Source organism: Planococcus beigongshangi (genome assembly GCF_016820495.1).
Classification (GTDB): domain Bacteria; phylum Bacillota; class Bacilli; order Bacillales_A; family Planococcaceae; genus Planococcus; species Planococcus beigongshangi.
Genome location: NZ_JADHDU010000001.1, coordinates 617,064 through 633,023 on the forward strand (window position 1 = coordinate 617,064; position 15,960 = coordinate 633,023).

General features: G+C 47.2%; 18 protein-coding genes. 12 read left to right on the forward strand and 6 right to left on the reverse strand.

Going from position 1 to position 15,960, the window contains the following annotated elements:
* Positions 1–85 precede the first annotated feature (85 nt).
* From pdhA to IQ294_RS02875, 5 genes are all read left to right on the forward strand, one after another.
* Positions 86–1,198, forward strand: a complete 1,113-nt coding sequence (gene pdhA, locus IQ294_RS02855) for a pyruvate dehydrogenase (acetyl-transferring) E1 component subunit alpha (protein WP_203332496.1) — start codon at positions 86–88, stop codon at positions 1,196–1,198.
* A 3-nt stretch (positions 1,199–1,201) separates the two neighbouring features.
* Positions 1,202–2,179 carry an alpha-ketoacid dehydrogenase subunit beta gene (locus IQ294_RS02860; RefSeq protein WP_203332497.1) on the forward strand — a complete coding sequence of 326 codons (978 nt, stop codon included), beginning with the start codon at positions 1,202–1,204 and terminating at the stop codon, positions 2,177–2,179.
* Between the two features lie 28 nt (positions 2,180–2,207).
* Positions 2,208–3,590, forward strand: coding sequence for a dihydrolipoamide acetyltransferase family protein (locus IQ294_RS02865; RefSeq protein ID WP_203332498.1), 1,383 nt, complete (start codon positions 2,208–2,210; stop codon positions 3,588–3,590).
* Between the two features lie 4 nt (positions 3,591–3,594).
* Positions 3,595–5,004, forward strand: a complete 1,410-nt coding sequence (lpdA, locus tag IQ294_RS02870) for a dihydrolipoyl dehydrogenase (protein ID WP_203332499.1) — start codon at positions 3,595–3,597, stop codon at positions 5,002–5,004.
* Between the two features lie 241 nt (positions 5,005–5,245).
* Complete coding sequence (locus IQ294_RS02875) at positions 5,246–6,088, forward strand: polysaccharide deacetylase family protein (protein WP_203332500.1); 843 nt, start codon at positions 5,246–5,248, stop codon at positions 6,086–6,088.
* A 924-nt stretch (positions 6,089–7,012) separates the two neighbouring features.
* Here the strand turns inward: IQ294_RS02875 and IQ294_RS02880 are convergent.
* Positions 7,013–8,482: an aminotransferase class I/II-fold pyridoxal phosphate-dependent enzyme gene (locus tag IQ294_RS02880; protein WP_203332501.1), complete on the reverse strand. Its 1,470-nt coding sequence runs from the start codon at positions 8,480–8,482 to the stop codon at positions 7,013–7,015.
* Between the two features lie 133 nt (positions 8,483–8,615).
* Here IQ294_RS02880 and IQ294_RS02885 point away from each other — a divergent pair, with 133 nt between their 5' ends.
* Positions 8,616–9,581, forward strand: coding sequence for an NAD(P)H-dependent flavin oxidoreductase (locus tag IQ294_RS02885; protein WP_203332502.1), 966 nt, complete (start codon positions 8,616–8,618; stop codon positions 9,579–9,581).
* Positions 9,582–9,594: 13 nt separating this feature from the next.
* Positions 9,595–9,873, forward strand: a complete 279-nt coding sequence (locus IQ294_RS02890; protein WP_203332503.1) for a UPF0223 family protein — start codon at positions 9,595–9,597, stop codon at positions 9,871–9,873.
* 47 nt (positions 9,874–9,920) lie between these two features.
* Here IQ294_RS02890 and IQ294_RS02895 read toward each other — a convergent pair whose 3' ends face one another.
* Positions 9,921–10,541: a YktB family protein gene (locus tag IQ294_RS02895; RefSeq protein ID WP_203332504.1), complete on the reverse strand. Its 621-nt coding sequence runs from the start codon at positions 10,539–10,541 to the stop codon at positions 9,921–9,923.
* A 164-nt stretch (positions 10,542–10,705) separates the two neighbouring features.
* Here IQ294_RS02895 and IQ294_RS02900 point away from each other — a divergent pair, with 164 nt between their 5' ends.
* Both IQ294_RS02900 and IQ294_RS02905 read left to right on the forward strand, forming a co-directional pair.
* Positions 10,706–10,900, forward strand: coding sequence for a hypothetical protein (locus IQ294_RS02900; RefSeq protein WP_203332505.1), 195 nt, complete (start codon positions 10,706–10,708; stop codon positions 10,898–10,900).
* An 87-nt stretch (positions 10,901–10,987) separates the two neighbouring features.
* A complete protein-coding gene (locus IQ294_RS02905) occupies positions 10,988–11,779 on the forward strand; it encodes an inositol monophosphatase family protein (protein WP_203332506.1) in 792 nt (263 codons plus the stop codon).
* A 39-nt stretch (positions 11,780–11,818) separates the two neighbouring features.
* Here the strand turns inward: IQ294_RS02905 and IQ294_RS02910 are convergent, their stop codons facing one another.
* Positions 11,819–12,004: a DUF5325 family protein gene (locus IQ294_RS02910; protein WP_203332507.1), complete on the reverse strand. Its 186-nt coding sequence runs from the start codon at positions 12,002–12,004 to the stop codon at positions 11,819–11,821.
* Positions 12,005–12,113: 109 nt separating this feature from the next.
* Here IQ294_RS02910 and typA point away from each other — a divergent pair, with 109 nt between their 5' ends.
* Together typA and IQ294_RS02920 are read left to right on the forward strand one after the other, a co-directional pair.
* On the forward strand, positions 12,114–13,961 hold the full coding sequence (typA, locus tag IQ294_RS02915; protein WP_203332508.1) for a translational GTPase TypA: 1,848 nt from the start codon (positions 12,114–12,116) through the stop codon (positions 13,959–13,961).
* Positions 13,962–13,984: 23 nt separating this feature from the next.
* Positions 13,985–14,311, forward strand: a complete 327-nt coding sequence (locus tag IQ294_RS02920; RefSeq protein ID WP_203332509.1) for a YlaH-like family protein — start codon at positions 13,985–13,987, stop codon at positions 14,309–14,311.
* Here the strand turns inward: IQ294_RS02920 and IQ294_RS02925 are convergent.
* The 3 genes from IQ294_RS02925 to IQ294_RS02935 are packed head-to-tail and all read right to left on the reverse strand — an operon-like array spanning position 14,305 to position 15,476.
* Positions 14,305–14,754, reverse strand: coding sequence for a hypothetical protein (locus IQ294_RS02925; protein ID WP_203332510.1), 450 nt, complete (start codon positions 14,752–14,754; stop codon positions 14,305–14,307). The genes IQ294_RS02920 and IQ294_RS02925 overlap by 7 nt on opposite strands.
* Positions 14,754–14,957 (reverse strand): YlaI family protein, encoded by a 204-nt coding sequence (locus IQ294_RS02930; RefSeq protein WP_203332511.1) that lies wholly within the window; start codon positions 14,955–14,957, stop codon positions 14,754–14,756. Before IQ294_RS02930 ends, IQ294_RS02925 begins: the two co-directional genes overlap by 1 nt.
* A gap of 12 nt (positions 14,958–14,969) precedes the next feature.
* Positions 14,970–15,476 carry a peptidyl-prolyl cis-trans isomerase gene (locus IQ294_RS02935; RefSeq protein WP_203332512.1) on the reverse strand — a complete coding sequence of 169 codons (507 nt, stop codon included), beginning with the start codon at positions 15,474–15,476 and terminating at the stop codon, positions 14,970–14,972.
* A gap of 167 nt (positions 15,477–15,643) precedes the next feature.
* Here IQ294_RS02935 and IQ294_RS02940 point away from each other — a divergent pair, with 167 nt between their 5' ends.
* Positions 15,644–15,925 carry an Fpa/YlaN family protein gene (locus IQ294_RS02940; RefSeq protein ID WP_203332513.1) on the forward strand — a complete coding sequence of 94 codons (282 nt, stop codon included), beginning with the start codon at positions 15,644–15,646 and terminating at the stop codon, positions 15,923–15,925.
* The last annotated feature ends 35 nt before the right edge of the window (positions 15,926–15,960 follow it).

Below are 15,960 nucleotides of genomic sequence, written 5' to 3' on the forward strand. Positions count from 1 at the left end.
TAACGTATACTGGAAAAGAATACGTTCTTGTATTACTGGAAAATGGCTAGTATTTTAATACAGATAAAAAAGGAGAGTTGCTTTTATGGCTGCGAAAAAATCACAGCAGTTCGATCCAGTGGAAACACTGAATGCAATCGAAGAAAAGTTTGAAATGTTCCAGATATTGAATGAAGAAGGCGAAATCGTCAATCCGGATGCAGATCCGAAACTTTCAGATGAAGACCTGCAGGAATTGATGAGAAGAATGGTGTACACGCGCATCTTGGACCAGCGCTCCATTTCTCTTAACCGCCAGGGCCGTTTAGGTTTCTATGCGCCGACTGCCGGACAGGAAGCTTCTCAGCTGGCTTCACATTTTGCTTTGGAAAAAGAAGACTATATCCTGCCGGGATACCGTGATGTTCCGCAATTGATCTGGCACGGCTGGCCGTTGCACCAGGCATTCCTATTCTCCCGTGGACATTTCATGGGGAACCAGATGGCTGATGACTTGAATGTATTGCCTCCTCAAATCATCATCGGAGCCCAGTTCATCCAGGCTGCCGGTGTGGCACTTGGCATACAGAAACGCAAAAAAGAAGCGGTAGCGGTCACTTATACAGGTGATGGCGGATCGTCACAAGGCGATTTCTATGAAGGCATCAACTTTGCAGGTGCATTCAGAGCGCCGGCGATCTTCATCGTCCAGAATAACCAGTATGCAATTTCAACTCCTCGCGAATTGCAGACTTCGGCAAAAACGATCGCACAAAAAGCGGTAGCAGCCGGAATCCCGGGTGTATTGGTCGATGGAATGGATCCACTGGCGGTTTATGCAGTGACCCGCGATGCACGTGAACGCGCAATCAAAGGCGAAGGCCCGACGATGATCGAAACAATGTGCTACCGCTATGGCCCGCATACAATGGCCGGCGATGATCCGACACGCTACCGTACGTCGGATATCGACAGCGAATGGGAAAAGAAAGATCCACTGGTCCGTTTCCGTAAATACCTGGAAGCGAAAAACCTATGGAATGAAGAAAAAGAGAACGAAGTGATCGAACAGGCGAAAGAAGAGATCAAAGCTGCGATCAAACAAGCGGATGCTGCACCGAAACAGAAAGTAACTGATCTGTTAGGTTTGATGTATGAAGAAGTTCCTTTCAACGTTCAGGAACAATTAGATATTTATAAAGCAAAGGAGTCGAAGTAACCCATGGCACAATTAACGATGATCCAAGCGATTACTGACGCTCTGAAAACAGAGATGAAGAATGATGAAAACGTCCTTGTTTTCGGTGAAGACGTCGGAAATAACGGCGGTGTATTCCGCGCAACTGAAGGTTTACAGAAAGAATTCGGCGAAGATCGCGTATTCGATACGCCGCTTGCTGAATCCGGGATTGGTGGTCTCGCAATCGGTCTTGCCCTCCAAGGATACCGTCCGGTTCCAGAAATCCAATTTTTCGGTTTTGTCTATGAAGTGATGGATTCGATCAGCGGCCAAATGGCACGTATGCGTTTCCGCAGCGGCGGCAGCCTGAACTCACCGGTTACGATCAGATCTCCTTTTGGGGGCGGAGTCCATACACCGGAAATGCACGCAGATTCACTTGAAGGCCTGATGACTTCACAGCCAGGGCTTAAAGTTGTAATCCCGTCCACTCCGTACGATGCAAAAGGCCTTTTGATCTCTGCAATCCGTGATAACGATCCGGTCATTTTCCTGGAGCACATGAAATTGTATCGTTCATTCCGTCAGGAAGTTCCTGAAGAGGAATACACAATTCCACTCGGCAAAGCGGACGTGAAGCGTGAAGGGAAAGATTTGACGATCATCACTTACGGTGCGATGGTGCAGGAAAGCATCAAAGCAGCTGAAGAACTGGAAAAAGAAGACTATTCGGTCGAAGTCATCGACTTGCGCACTGTCCAGCCTTTGGATATTGAAACGATCATCGCTTCAGTTGAAAAGACAGGACGGGCAATGGTCGTCCAGGAAGCTCAGAAACAAGCTGGAATTGCGGCTAACGTTGTAGCGGAAATTACAGACCGCGCTATCTTGAGCCTGGATGCGCCGGTATTGCGTGTGACTGCTCCTGACTCGATCTTCCCATTCTCCCAAGCAGAGCAAGTTTGGCTTCCGAATGCGAAGGATATAGTAGAAACAGCTAAAAAAGTACTGACTTTTTAAAATAGATAGAGTTGAAAGGGTGAAACTGATGGCTTTTGAATTTCGTTTACCGGATATCGGAGAAGGTATCCACGAAGGTGAAATCGTAAAATGGTTTGTTAAAGCCGGTGACACGATCGAAGAAGATGACGTTCTTGTCGAAGTGCAAAATGACAAAGCGGTCGTTGAAATTCCATCTCCAGTGTCCGGAACAATTGAAGAAGTTTTGGTTGAAGAAGGCACAGTTGCAGTTGTAGGCGACGTGCTGGTAAGAATTGATGCACCGGATGCCGGTGATATTCACTTCAAAGGCGGTCATGATGACAAGAAGGAAGCAGCTCCGGAAGTAAAAGAAGAAACTGAAGAACAAGTTCAGTCAGGCACTGCTGAATCCGGTCAGGATGTTGACAAGGCACCTGCTGAAGAACAGCCGGCACAAGGTGATACTGGAGCTGGAGCTCAGCCGCAGGCAACTGCTGAATCGGATCCGACCCAGCGCATCATCGCAATGCCTTCCGTCCGCAAATTTGCCCGTGACCAGGACGTTGACATCAGACAGGTCAAAGGTTCGGGAGACAACGGCCGCATCATGAAAGCGGATGTGGAAGCATTCCTGAAAGGCGATCAGAAACAAGTAGAGCCGGCGAAGGAAACTGAAGCTCCTCAAACCGAAACGGCAGAAGAGGCAGCTCCTAAAACTGAAGCTGCTGCGCCTGTACTTGAAGGCGAATTCCCTGAAACACGCGAGAAAATGTCCGGGATGCGCAAAGCGATTGCAAAAGCGATGGTTCATTCTAAACACACAGCTCCGCATGTTACTTTGATGGATGAAGTAGATGTGACGGAATTAGTCGCACACCGCAAGAAATTCAAGGATATCGCAGCTGAAAAAGAGATTAAATTGACTTACCTCCCATATGTAGTAAAAGCTTTGGTCAGCACATTGCGTGAATTCCCGGCGCTTAATACATCTTTCGATGATGAAACAAGCGAAGTGATCCAGAAGCATTATTTCAATATCGGTATTGCAGCTGATACAGAAAAAGGCTTGCTCGTTCCAGTCATCAAAAATGCAGACCGTAAATCAGTATTCGCCATTTCAGATGAAATCAATAAGCTTGCGACGAAAGCGCGTGACGGCAAATTGTCTTCTGCTGAGATGAAAGGCGCATCCTGCTCGATCACGAATATCGGTTCAGCCGGAGGCCAGTGGTTTACACCGGTCATCAACCATCCGGAAGTGGCGATTCTTGGAATCGGCCGCATTGCAGAGAAGCCAGTAATTAAAAATGGTGAAATTGTAGCTGCACCTGTGTTAGCATTATCATTGAGCTTCGATCACCGTATGATCGATGGAGCGACAGCGCAGCATGCGCTGAACCACATCAAACGTTTATTGAGCGAACCAGAATTATTATTAATGGAGGCGTAAAATTATGGTAGTAGGAGATTTTCCAATTGAAACAGATACGCTCGTCATCGGCTCGGGCCCTGGCGGATACGTAGCAGCAATCCGTGCAGCACAGCTTGGCCAAAAAGTGACGATCGTTGAAAAAGAATATATCGGCGGCGTTTGCCTGAACGTGGGCTGTATCCCTTCAAAAGCGATGATTTCTGTCGGCCACCGTTTCCATGACGCAAAACATTCGGACGACATGGGTGTTGTAAGCAATGAAGTGACATTGAACTTTGAAAAAGCGCAAGCTTTCAAAGACGGCGTCGTGAAAAAGCTTACAGGCGGAGTTGAATCTTTGCTGAAAGGCAATAAAGTTGAAATCGTCCGCGGCGAAGCTTATTTCGTTGATGAAAACACTGTAAAAGTAATGGACGATAAATCTTCTCAGACTTATAAGTTCAAGAATGCAATTATCGCAACAGGATCACGTCCTGTTGAGATCCCGACTTTCAAATTCACAAAACGCGTCATCAATTCCACAGGTGCATTGGCACTTACAGAACTTCCTAAAAAGCTTGTCGTTATCGGCGGCGGCTATATTGGGACAGAACTTGGGACAGCTTATGCAAATATGGGATCTGAAGTGACGATCATCGAAGGTGGAAACGACATCCTTGCCGGCTTTGAAAAACAAATGACGGCAATCGTCAAAAAAGGCTTGAAGAAAAAAGGCGTTGAAGTGATCGTTAAAGCTTCCGCTAAAGGCGTAGAAGAAACGGATACAGGCGTTACAGTGACGTATGAAGCAGGCGGAGAAGAGAAATCTGTCGAAGCGGATTATGTATTGGTGACTGTCGGCCGCCGTCCGAACACAGATGAAATGGGCCTTGAAGAGCTTAACCTGAAAATGGGCGAGCGCGGACTTATCGAAGTCGACAAACAATGCCGTACGAGCATCCCATCAATTTATGCTATCGGTGATGTAGTACCTGGTCTTCAATTGGCACACAAAGCTTCTTATGAAGGCAAGATTGCTGCTGAAGCGATTGCTGGCGAAAAATCTGAAGTCGATTACCTGGCGATTCCGGCAGTATGCTTTACAGATCCTGAGCTTGCAAGTGTCGGTTTGACGGAAGAGCAGGCAAAAGAAGAAGGTTTCGAAGCTTCTGCTGCGAAATTCCCATTCGGTGCAAACGGCCGTGCGCTGGCGCTGAATGCTTCTGAAGGATTCGTTAAACTTGTATCACGCAAGAGCGACGGCTTATTGCTTGGTGCTCAAATCGTCGGTGCAGGCGCTTCTGATATGATCGCTGAACTTGGTTTGGCAATCGAAGCTGGCATGACGGTGGAAGATATCGCTATGACAATCCATGCTCATCCGACTTTGGCTGAGATTACGATGGAAGCTGCTGAAGTGGCTCTTGGAACTCCAATCCACATCATCAAATAATGAATCATTGCACTCCCTGCGCCGGATTTCACAGTTCCGGCACTGGGGGTGTTTTTTGATGGATAAAAAAGGATCACTGTTTTCAGGCGAAGCTCGCAGAAGGAAGTGTTGACCTGTCCAGGCTCCAACGGCCAACTCCTTTCGCAGCTGAACGGCCGTATCCGCTTTTCCTGTTTTGCTTTGATAACAGTTGTAGAAATGTGCTAATATTATGTGCGAAAGGGCTAAAGGTGATAAGGTAATGGCGAAAGCAAAATGGATATTAATGGCAGCTGGCTTGGCTCTTTTGACTGCTTGTTCAAGCGGCGAAGACGATAGCTCGGCAATTGAAACAAATGATACCGAACAAGAGACAGCTTCAGAGACTGCAGAAGAATCGACTGATGTGATTGAAGAAGAAGTGGCAGAAGAAGTTGAAGAAGAGGTGGTTGAAGAAGTGCCTGAGACCGAACCGTTATACCGGGTAAATCCGGCCAATTCATCGGTTGAACCGATTTCTGACGCCAACGCGCAGGCAGTTTTGCTGACGATCGACGATGCTCCGGATAAACAGGGGGTCGCAATGGCGGAGACCTTGAAGGAACTGGGCGTTCCGGCAATCTTTTTTGTAAACGGTCATTTTATTGACACGGCCGAAGAAGAAGAGAATCTGAAGAAGATTCATGAAATGGGATTTGCGATCGGCAACCATACATATTCCCACCCGAATCTGAAAACAATTCCGGAAGAACAGCAACGTGAAGAAATCGTTTCATTGAATGACCGCATTGAAGAGATCATTGGTGAACGTCCGAAATTCTTCCGTGCACCACATGGCGTCAACACGGATTTCAGCAGAGCTGTGGTGGAACAAGAGGGCATGGTCCTGATGAACTGGACTTTTGGCTATGACTGGGAACAGCAGTACATGGAAGCGGCAGCGCTTGCCGATATTATGGTGAATACGGAATTTATGCGTAATGGGGCGAATCTGCTGATGCATGACCGTGAATGGACAGCAGAAGCCCTGCCTGCCATCGTGGAAGGCCTAAGCGAAAAAGGCTATGATTTCATCGACCCTGAAACAATCGAAGGCGTTGAATAGAGAAAAGCGGAAGCGCCCGTTAAGCTCTGAAAGGTATAAGACAGATCAGCAGAGTGGCGTTCTTCGCCGCGGCAGCTGAGTTGGCTTATGACCCGAAGAGCTGGGCCGCTGGAGTCTGGACAAGAGAAAAGCGGAAGCGCCCGTTAAGCTCTGAAAGGCATAAGACAGATCAGCAGAGTGGCGTTCTTCGCCGCGGCAGCTGAGTTGGCTTATGACCCGAAGAGCTGGGCCGCTGGAGTCTGGACAAGAGAAAAGCGGAAGCGCCCGTTAAGCTCTGAAAGGCATAAGACAGATCAGCAGAGTGGCGTTCTTCGCCGCGGCAGCTGAGTTGGCTTATGACCCGAAGAGCTGGGCCGCTGGAGTCTGGACAAGAGAAAAGCGGAAGCGCCCGTTAAGCTCTGAAAGGCATAAGACAGATCAGCAGAGTGGCGTTCTTCGCCGCGGCAGCTGAGTTGGCTTATGACCCGAAGAGCTGGGCCGCTGGAGTCTGGACAAGAGAAAAGCGGAAGCGCCCGTTAAGCTCTGAAAGGCATAAGACAGATCAGCAGAGTGGCGTTCTTCGCCGCGGCAGCTGAGTTGGCTTATGACCCGAAGAGCTGGGCCGCTGGAGTCTGGACAAGAGAAAAGCGGAAGCGCCCGTTAAGCTCTGAAAGGTATAAGACAGATCAGCAGAGTGGCGTTCTTCGCCGCGGCAGCTGAGTTGGCTTATGACCCGAAGAGCTGGGCCGCTGGAGTCTGGACAAGAGAAAAGCGGAAGCGCCCGTTAAGCTCTGAAAGGTATAAGACAGATCAGCAGAGTGGCGCTCTTCGCCGCGGCAGCTGGGCTGGCTTATGACCCGAAGAGCTGGGCCGCTGGAGTCTGGACAAGAGAAAAGCGGAATAAAAGAAAATCCGGAAGCAGGGGAATTCCCGCTTCCGGATTTTTTATCTGATAGCCTGTTGTTCTTTGATGACACGAAGGCATTGCAAGGTATCATCTTCTGGTCCCTGTACAGGTAAACCGGCTTTCACGTTCATGTGGATGTATTCGATATTTTCCTGCGTGATGATTTCGCCCGGAATAAAAATCGGGATGCCGGGTGGATAGACCATGATGAACTCCGCTGATATGCGGCCAACCGCATTATCAATATTCACCACTTCAGTCGTGGCGTAGAAAGCATCGCGCGGCGTCATTGCCAGCCGGGGGATATCCGGCAGCAGCACGACAGGCTCGACAACAGCCGCTTCTGTATCGAAAGCTTCACTCATGCGCTGAAGTGCATTGACGAGAAGGTTTAATTCTTTTCGGCTGTCACCGATTGTGACAAGGCACAGGATATTATATAAATCGGAAAGTTCGATTTCGATATTTGCATTTTCCCGCAGCCATTCTTCTGCCTGATGGCCGGTAATGCCGAGGTTCTTAACGCTGATGAGCAATTTTGTCGGATCCATATCGAAAGTGGCCGAAGTTTTAAGCAATTCCTTGCCGACACAAAACAGATGCGGAATTTTATTGATGCGTTTGCGCGCATCGCTTGCCAGCCGGATTGTCTGGTCGATCAAATCATATCCGTGGATCGCAAGCTGTCTTCTCGCTGTATCCAATGAAGCAAGGATCGGATAGGAAGTGGATGTAGTCGTCAGCATGGACAGCGTAGATTGGACCCGTTTAGCAGAGACCAGTCCTTCGCGGACGTTCAACACCGAACTTTGAGTCATGGAACCGCCCAGCTTGTGGACCGATGTAGCTGCCATATCAGCGCCTGCAGACATCGCTGAAACAGGCAGCCCTTTATGGAAATGAATATGGACGCCGTGCGCTTCATCTACAAGAACTGGGATATCCCGGTCGTGTGCGATATCGACAATGCGCTTCAAGTCAGCGGCAATGCCGAAATAAGTCGGATTGATGACCAGGACCGCTTTTGCATCCGGGTATTCATTCAATGCCTTTTCGACAGCTTCGGCAGAAATCCCGTGAGAAATCCCTAGTTCGGGATCCACTTCAGGGTGGATGAAAATCGGGATGGCGCCGGCAAAAACGATGGCTGACATAATGGACTTATGAACGTTTCTGGGAACCAGTATTTTGTCATTTGGTCCGACGACACTCAGGATCATTGTCATGATGGCGCCGCTTGTGCCTTGGACAGAGAAAAACGTGTGGTCTGCACCAAAAGCCTGCGCAGCCAAGTCCTGCGCTTTTTTAATCGCGCCTTTTGGAGAATGCAGATCATCGAGAGGTGCAATATTGATCAAATCTATGGAAAGAATATTATCGCCGACAAATTCACGGAAAGCCGGGTCGACGCCCTGCCCCTTTTTATGGCCGGGAATATGGAATTGGATGGGATGACGGTTGCGGTGCTTCAGCAATGCATCGAATAATGGAGTTTCTAATTGTGACAATGGATGACCACCTCGCTATAAAAATGAAAACAAGATGAATTATAGCATGTACATACGGGCTATTCTATAAAAATAAAAGGATTTTGAATTTCTTCATCGAATAGAGGATAGGCAGACAGAAAGGAGTGGCATCATGCGTTTTTCAACACGTATTACAGAGTTGCTTGGAATCGAATTGCCCATCATACAAGGGGGGCTGGCTTATTTGGCTTATGCAGAGCTTGCAGCTGCCGTGTCGAATGCCGGAGGCCTCGGGCAAATAACAGCAATGAGCCTGCCGTCACCTGAAAAACTGAGGGAAGAAATCAGGAAAGTCAGGGAACTCACTGATAAACCGTTCGGTGTCAATTTTGCAATCGGCGACCACGGCAGACAATTTTCACATATGCTTGATGTGGCCATTGAAGAAGAAGTGCCGGTCATATCGATGACTGGAGGAAACCCGACGCCGATCTTCACGCAGTTGGAAGGGACCCCCATCAAGAAACTCGTACTGGTTGCTGCAAGGAAACAAGCCATTAAGGCAGAATCGCTCGGAGCGGATGCAGTGATGGTAGTTGGGCATGAAGGAGGCGGGCATCTTGGCCGGGACGACATCGGCACGATGGTCCTGATTCCGCAGGTCGTCGATGCTGTTTCCATTCCGGTAATCGCCTCCGGCGGCATCGGGGATGGCCGCGGCCTGATGGCGGCTCTTGCCCTAGGCGCCGAAGGAATCGAAATGGGGACGCGTTTCATCGCAGTGAAAGAATGTGTCCATGCATCAGAAGCATATAAAAATGCCTTGATAAACAGTACGGAAAACGATACCGTTATTATTAAAAGGAGCATCGGGGCACCGGCAAGAACCCTGAAGAACGGTTGGACCGATAAAATACTCGAAATCGAACATGAGACGCCGACATATGAATCCCTAAAGGATTATATCAGCGGAGAGGCGAATAAACGCTATATTTATGAGGGCCTGAAAGAACAGGGATTCGGTTGGGCGGGGCAAGTGACTGGCATGATCCAGGATGTGCCGACGGTCCGGGAGCTGTTTGACAGGATGCTTGCCGATGCCGAGAAAATCCGCCGCAAATGGGGAACACAGAAATAAAGGAGGAAGCGAATTGGATTATTCATATCCATTTTCAATCGATTGGACCAAAGAAGAAATCATCGACGTCGTCACATTTTTTGAAGGCATTGAAATGGCCTATGAGGGTGGAATCAGCCGCGAAGACATGATGGCCAGATACAGAAAGTTCAAAGCGGTAGTGCCATCAATCTCTGAAGAAAAGACCTATTTCAAGGAATTTGAAGAAGAAAGCGGCTACGCCAGCTTTCCGGTCATAAAAGAAGTGAAAGCATCACCGGCTGGCCCTGTGATCAAGATGGTCAAACGGTAGATGAAAAAGGACCTGCAGCGATAATATTATCGCCGCGGGTCCTATTTTTATTGTCTGTTCAGCATGATGCTGTAAAGCGGTAAAAGCTCGTCGAACGTTTTCTCGGCCAGTTCATCGAATTGGCTTTTGGTCAGACGGTCCGCATCTTCCCGCTGTAGATGGCGGCCAATGACAAACTCGCCTTTTTTCACATCGCGCAGGCGGCAGAGGAGGTTTTCGACACCTTCTTTGCCTAATTCACCTATTGAATGGGCTTCGGGTTTCATATGGTCGCCTGACACGACCATGTCTTCCGGCAGGTTAGCGAGCTGCTTTGATTCCAATAGGCGCTCCGCCATTGCGGATTTGCCGGAAGCTTCATAGATGACGGCCAATATGATGAATACATGGCTGTCCCACAAACCGATCTGGAAATGCGGAACCGCTTTATAGCCTCGTTTATGAGGGGCAAAAGCGACCCAGCTGTCGTTCGGGGGGTTAACGGTACGGCGCATATGTTTTGCGACATGAGGATAAAATTCTTCGCCGGTGATCCCGGAAAAATAAGCGGAATACTGTTCTCCCAGCTCCTCGAATTTCGGACGCACTTTTTCTGTAAGTGCAGCCATCCGCGCTTCGAGGCCCGGCGTTTCAAATACTTGAAAATGTTTTTCATTCCAATAAGACATGGTGTCGGTTTCCTCCTTAAAAATACAACTATCATATAATTTTACAGGACTTTGGCAAAAATTTATAGAAAGACGTTTTTGTTTTTGGAATATCGGGTAAAAGATTGATAACCACCTTGATAATTCAGAATTATTGGAATCAATAAAGGGAAGGGGTGCTAAAGATGAAACAGATGATACAAATTATCCGCAAGGCCGAGGTCGAAAAAGAATATATCAACGTCTTGAAGCTTGAATTGGATTATGAACTTGCTTCCCTGTTTGATGCAATGCAGCAAAATGATGAGCAGGAAATGACTAAAAGCAAAAAACGGCTTCAGGAAATACATGTTGAACTGGAGGCACTTCATGCGCTTTAATATCATCCAATTATAGGGGCACCTGCTGGAGTATGACAGTAGGTGCCTTTTGACGTTATAATAGTATAAACAGAGGGGGCAATTTTTATGGATTTGCACGAAATGGACCGTTATATCAAATCCATCATTAAAGAGGCGGGACATAAAATAAGAAACTCTTTTTTGACGGATATTTCAATCGAATCGAAATCGGATGCCAATGACCTGGTGACGAATATCGATAAAGAAATTGAACAGTTCTTCATCTCGCGCATCAATCGTGATTATCCCGATCACCGCATCTTTGGTGAAGAAGGGTTCGGCGATGAGATCAAGGATACAAACGGCGTCATCTGGATGCTGGATCCGATCGATGGTACCATGAACTTCATTCATCAGAAACGCAATTTCGCCATATCACTTGGCATTTATGCGGACGGCGTGGGGAAACTGGGATACATATACGATGTTGTGAATGACGATCTGTATTCCGGCATTCAGGGAGGCGGCGCGTATTATAACGATGAAAGGCTGCGGCCGTTGCAGGATACGGAAATCGGTGAATCGATCCTGGCCATGAACGCTACCTGGGCAGTGCCGAACCGCCATTTTGACCATAATGGGACCTTGAAGCTCATACAGGATGTCAGAGGCATCAGGTCATACGGTTCTGCGGCCATCGAACTCGCTTATCTCGCAAGTGGGCGGATCGATGCGTATATATCGATGAGGCTGTCCCCTTGGGATATTGCCGGTGGCATGGTGATTGCGAAAGAAGCCGGAGCAGTTGCCACCAATTTTAAAGGCGAACCTGCAAACCTGTTGGAGCAGGATACGTTTTTAGCGGCCAATCCGTCCATCCATGCAAAGATACTGGACCGTTATATTCTTCCAAAATAAAAAAGGATGCGCTTAAGCATCCTTTTTTTCTATTGATCCCTATAATAATCCGGCATTGATCATCGCGCGTTTTTTCTTGAATCCGCTAACCATGATCAGTCCCAGAATGGCAAGTGCGAGAAAGATCAGCGGGAAGCTGCGGTAAGCAACGGCCAAGCCGACTCCCACCATCGCCAGTAAAGCGGCCAACGAATAAAGGACAAAAATCCATTTGATATTTTTCATATATAATCCTCCTGCTGATAATTGCTGAAATAAAATCTTAGGGTTTTCCCCCTATATGTGCTATACTAGCACAGTTATAGACATGAAAAAAGAATATTGGAGTGAAATTATGACTAACCTACGAAATGATTTAAGAAACATTGCGATTATTGCCCACGTTGACCATGGTAAAACGACGCTTGTGGATCAGCTTCTGCAGCAATCAGGTATCTTCCGTTCAAATGAACACGTGGAAGAACGTGCAATGGACTCTAACGATATTGAAAGAGAACGCGGTATTACAATTCTTGCTAAAAACACTGCGATTCAATATAAAGAAGCTAAGATCAACATTTTGGATACCCCTGGACACGCTGATTTCGGCGGAGAAGTGGAACGTATCATGAAAATGGTTGATGGAGTCCTTTTAGTTGTGGACGCATATGAAGGCTGTATGCCACAAACACGCTTTGTATTGAAGAAAGCTTTGGAGCAGAACTTGAAGCCTATCGTTGTGGTAAACAAAATTGACCGTGATTTCGCACGCCCTGAAGAAGTGGTTGACGAAGTCATCGAATTGTTCATCGAACTTGAAGCAAATGACGAGCAACTGGAATTCCCGGTAGTTTTCGCATCAGGTATGAACGGTACTGCAAGTCTTTCATCAGATCCTGCAGATCAGGAAGAAAACATGCAGGTAATCTATGATGCAATTATGGAACACGTGCCAGCGCCAGTCGATAACAGAGATGAGCCTCTTCAATTCCAGGTAGCGCTTCTTGATTACAGCGATTACGTTGGACGTATCGGTATCGGCCGCGTATTCCGCGGAACGATCGAAGTTGGACAATCTGTAGCATTGATGAAATTGGATGGTACGGTCAAAAACTTCCGCGTAACGAAAATCCATGGTTTCATGGGATTGAAACGTGTTGAAATCCAAAAAGCTGAAGCTGGCGATTTGATTGCCATCTCAGGTATGGAAGATATCAACGTTGGTGAAACGGTTTGTCCGGCAGATCACCAGGAAGCATTACCGGTACTTCGCATCGATGAGCCGACTTTACAGATGACATTCCTTGTCAACAACAGCCCGTTTGCCGGTAAAGAAGGTAAATGGATCACTTCACGCAAAATCCAGGAACGTCTGGATGCTCAGCTTCAAACGGACGTATCACTTCGTGTAGAGTCTACCGGCTCACCGGATGCATGGATCGTTTCAGGACGCGGCGAGCTCCATTTGTCGATCCTTATCGAGAACATGCGCCGTGAAGGATTCGAATTGCAGGTTTCAAAACCTGAAGTTATCGTTCGTATGATCGACGGAGTTCGCTGTGAACCTGTTGAACGCGTACAGGTAGATGTACCTGAAGAGTATACAGGCGCAATCATCGAATCACTTGGAGAACGCAAAGGTGAAATGCTGGATATGGTAAACAACGGAAGTGGACAAGTCCGCCTGGTGTTTAACGTACCTGCTCGTGGTTTGATCGGCTATACAACTGAATTCCTTACGCAAACACGTGGTTACGGCATCATCAACCATACATTTGACAGCTATCAGCCAGTAGCTTCAGGCCGCGTCGGCGGACGCCGTCAAGGTGTTTTGGTATCCATGGAGCGCGGTAAAGTTTCGACTTACGGCTTAATGGGGATCGAAGACCGCGGAACTGCATTCGTTGAAGTCGGTGCTGAAATCTATGAAGGCATGATCGTCGGTGAACATAACCGCGACAACGATCTTACGGTCAACATCGTTAAGATCAAAGCGGCGACAAACATCCGTTCAGCCAACAAAGATCAGACGACTACGATGAAAAAAGCACGTCTGATGAGCCTTGAAGAAGCACTTGAGTATCTGAACGATGATGAGTATTGCGAAATTACTCCACAGACAATCCGTCTGCGCAAAAAAATCCTTGATAAAAACGAACGTGAGCGTATGGCTAAGAAGAAAAAAGTTGCCATCGAAGAATAACATAATGGAAGGATGTATAATCCATGGATGAACGAGCCTTTGTCTATGATAGTATGTATCCGGTAGCCCGAGTGCTGTATGAGAATTTGCCGCTTGAAGCGGCAGGGTATGCGTTATTTGCGGTCATCCTGCTGCTTTCGGCTTTTGTCTACAAACTGGGCTTCGCAAAGAAATTGCCGCTCGGAAAAAACATCATCATCGGGCTGTTCCTTGCTGCCGGTGGATTAGGGCTGACATTTTTAGCTATTTTCCTGCCGGTTGTCGAAGGGCTGGTTATTGCCGCTGTTATCCTGATTCTTTATAAAATCCGCTTATGGCGCGAAAAACGCGAAAACGCTGCATCTCATTGAGATGCAGCGTTTTTTCTTTCGAACATTTTATACAGGATCGGCAGCAGCAGTGAATAGGCCAGGTGACCGAAAACCCAGTACAGGATAGCCTCCCAGTCGGTGAGTCCCGGAACCTGGTCCGTTATCGCCAGTGACGACAGGATAAAATAGAGAAAATAAGTAGGGATACATAGAATCAGGCTCAATACAGTGAGTTGTCCGAATGTATAGGGACGCCTTTTCGCCAGATATACATACACAATGCCGATCGCGACGGAAACCGCTATATGGAACATGAACTCGGTCAATTCCGACCAGTCGATTTCTCCGATGACCGGTATGAAGTCGACATTAAGCAAAAGCAAATAGACATTTACACCGGTTACAGACTGGATCCATTTAAATAATAGACCCAGGATCAGCCCGCTCCAAAATCCTATCCAGACCCCTTTAAGGAATTTCATCAGAAATCTTCCTCGATTTTACGCGAACTCCGGTAAAAATGGAAGTTGCCCGTAGCTATCCGTTCTTTTGTGCGCTGCTCGATGCGATCATGGCAATTACTGCACATATGGGTATGGATCGGGCGGTTTCTGAGGCGTTTAGCTTCCAGCGTGTCATCCACCAATTCTTCGATAGTGTCACAGATTACACATTTGACGCGCATATCAATTCACTCCTATTCTACCCGGATGGCTGTTACATCGGTTATCGGATTGTCGACATTGCTTCCATCAGGCAGCAGGATGTGGACAGGTCCGTCTTCACGGAGCGGTTGGCCTTTATCGCTGAATTTGAACACCAGCTCTTTTGCCTCTTCGAAAGAGAAGCTGAATTCACCATGCGCTGTTTCGAAAACCACTGTTTCAGCATTATCGTATGGTTCAGCATTCTCAAGGAAAGGCCGGAAGAGAATGCCAAAAGTGCCTGTCAGCATTTCCTTCTTTTCCTGTTTCTTATATGTCTTTTCGGAGTTCAAAGTAGGCGGCACCGTCGCGCCTTCCATGATTTCGCGCGACCAGTGTTCGCCCATGCCGCGTTTATATTCTTCCAGCTCATCGCGTTCGATGCGCTTTTCAGTAAAGTATTTCTCAAGATCCAATTTACGGTCATCAAAAATCCAGACCGTCGGATCCAAAGTCAGTTTAAATTTAACGTTTCCTTTGAATTGAATGATAAATTCCATTAATAAACCCTCCATCATGATATCGACTCTCCTCTAAGTATACCTGTCTTTGTCAAGTTCCAAAAGCGATTGATTCTGATGTAAGAGCAGGCTTGCAATTTCATTGTTTAAAAGATACACTTTAAACAAGTCGAAGAGATGAAATATCAGTAAATGGGGGAGTCCTCATGGAACATACAGAAGAACAAACTTACCAGCAGAAGGCATTGGACCTCCTTAGGGCCGATGCAGAAAAAATAGAGCAATTGATCAAAGTCCAGATGGACAATCTTACTTTGCCATCCTGCCCTTTATATGAAGAAGTCCTTGACACGCAGATGTTCGGACTTTCCCGTGAAATCGATTTTGCCGTAAAACTGGGCTTGATCGAAAAGGAAGAAGGAAAAAATTTAATGGATACGCTTGAAAAGAAACTTTCCATTCTTCATGAAGCGTACACGAATAAGTAAAGCAAACTCAAACGATCCTGTTTGAGTTTTTTTAC